We start from the raw sequence: 2,087 nt of genomic DNA on the forward strand, positions 1-2,087 counted from the left end.
CTTGGTTACTGGAGTTAAGTGGTGTGACTCTTACGATCTGCTTGATTGATATGGATGTCGGGGAGGGCTAAATCTGTGACTAATTACCAGACAATTAATAATTGTACATCTGAATTTGATTAAGAAAAAACATGGATAGACAGTTTTAGCTCAGGTCCTAATAACTTTTAAGTTAATAATTTTTAAGTTATATTAAGGAAAAACCATCAAAAATCATCTTTCTTTAAAAAAAATACCCAACACTACCAGTAAGAGGGGAATAACCATGAGCCGAAACACTTTAGATGAACAGAGATCTCAGCTAAATGGCTCTGGCACTATCACTGAGCCAGATCACCAACAGAGATCTCAGCTGAATGGCTCTAGCACTATCACTCAGCCCGATCAGCAACCATTACACCAAGCTAATCACCAACAGGAGGATTCAGCCTCATCATTGCCCAGATCTAAGACTAGTCAATCCCAAAACTCCTTGACATCAGGAGCAGGTAGTTTAGTGATTGCCATGGCTATGGGAATTATGCTGACCTTCCTAGGAATGCGATTGATCGGGACAGCTCCAAAGGTTCAAAAAACCGATTCCCCTGCTGAAACTGTTCAAACCCCTGCGGCTGTCCCCTCTGCTGAAACCCCTGCGGCTGTCCCCTCTGCTGAAACCCCTGCGGCTGTCCCCTCTGCTGTACCTGCTCAAACTGTTACGGTGGCAGAGGTAAAAACCACCACAGTTAACCGCACCCTAGAAGCTATTGGTAGTGTTGCTGCTTTTGAGGAGATTAGGGTTAAGTCCCAAGCAACGGGTTTACAGATTAAACAGGTACTGGTTAGAGAAGGGGAATTTGTCAAGGCAGGAGTTGTAATGGTAAGCCTAGATAATGCTGTGCTTCAGGCACAGTTAGCTCAAGCTCAGGCAGCAGTTGCCCAAGCTGAAGCCCGTTTAGCAGAACTGAAGGCAGGGACACGCTCAGAAGAAAAAGCCCAAGCTAGAGCTCGTCTAGACCAAGCCCAAGCTCGTCTAAGACAGGCTCAAGCCAGTATACCTAGACAAATTGACCAAGCCAAAGCCCGAGTGGCATCGGCTGAAGCACAGTTGAGTCTTGCGAAACGTCGCTTCGAGAGCCAGAAAAAATTGATTACCGAGGGAGCCATTTCCCAAGACCGCTATAATGAGGTGGAAAGTCAATATTTCAGTGCTCAAGCGAATTTATCTGAAGCTCAACAACGCCTTGAGCAAGCACGAAACACCAACTCCCCAGAAATTGCCCAGTTAGAAGCCGCTGTAGTAGAAGCGCAACAGCAGCTCCAGCAAAGATTAGCAGGTTCCCGTCCAGAAGTCATTGCTCAAGCCCAAGCTCAACTGGCTAGAGAAAAGGCACAAGTCCAGTTAGTGATGGCGCAACTGAACGATACCCAAGTGGTGGCACCAGTCAGTGGCAAAGTAGCCACTAGAAATGCCCGTGTCGGTGATATTACCTCTTCGTCAGAAACACTCTTTACCATTATCGAAAAGGGGCGTTTGGAACTGTTATTAAGGGTACCCGAAACCCAACTGTCCCAAATCCAGATTGGGCAACCAGTAGAAATATCCTCTAGAGGAGATAGCAGCCTGAACCTTTCTGGAACAGTACGAGAAATTGACCCGATAGTTGATCAGCAGTCTCGTCAAGCTCTGGTGAAAGTAGATTTACCCAATTCCGGGAGCTTGCGACCAGGGATGTTTTTACGAGGCTCCATCACCACCTCAGCAACTACCGGTTTAACTATACCATCCAAAGCAGTATTGCCCCAAGCCGACACTAGTGCGATCGTTTATCGACTCGAAGCAGATAACACTGTTAAAGCACAGCCAGTGGTCATGGGAGAACTCCTCCCTAATGGGCAAGTGGAAATCAATAGTGGTTTATCCCAGCGCGATCGCATTGTAGTCAAAGGTGCTGCTTTCCTCAAAGACGGAGATCCCGTCCAAGTCTTAGAAACTCAATAGAAATCAAGTCTTAGAAACTCAATAGAAGCCTTGAAAGTGAAGCGGTTACAGCTTCGATGCTGATTAACCCTTAAAAGTGATGCAGCTTACTTGTTCCATGTTGGGA

At 46.3% G+C, this 2,087-nt stretch carries 1 protein-coding gene; it reads left to right on the forward strand.

The window, feature by feature from the left end; all coding sequences use genetic code 11:
* Positions 1 to 265 precede the first annotated feature (265 nt).
* A complete protein-coding gene (locus tag F6K52_RS35685) occupies positions 266 to 1,981 on the forward strand; it encodes an efflux RND transporter periplasmic adaptor subunit (RefSeq protein ID WP_293089841.1) in 1,716 nt (571 codons plus the stop codon).
* The last annotated feature ends 106 nt before the right edge of the window (positions 1,982 to 2,087 follow it).

The organism is Moorena sp. SIO3H5 (genome assembly GCF_010692395.1).
Taxonomy (GTDB): Bacteria; Cyanobacteriota; Cyanobacteriia; order Cyanobacteriales; family Coleofasciculaceae; genus Moorena.

What these genes read in the sequence shown, in the direction of transcription:
- F6K52_RS35685 (WP_293089841.1), top strand. Translation starts at nt 266, where the DNA reads ATGAGCCGAAACACTTTAGATGAACAGAGATCTCAGCTAAATGGCTCT.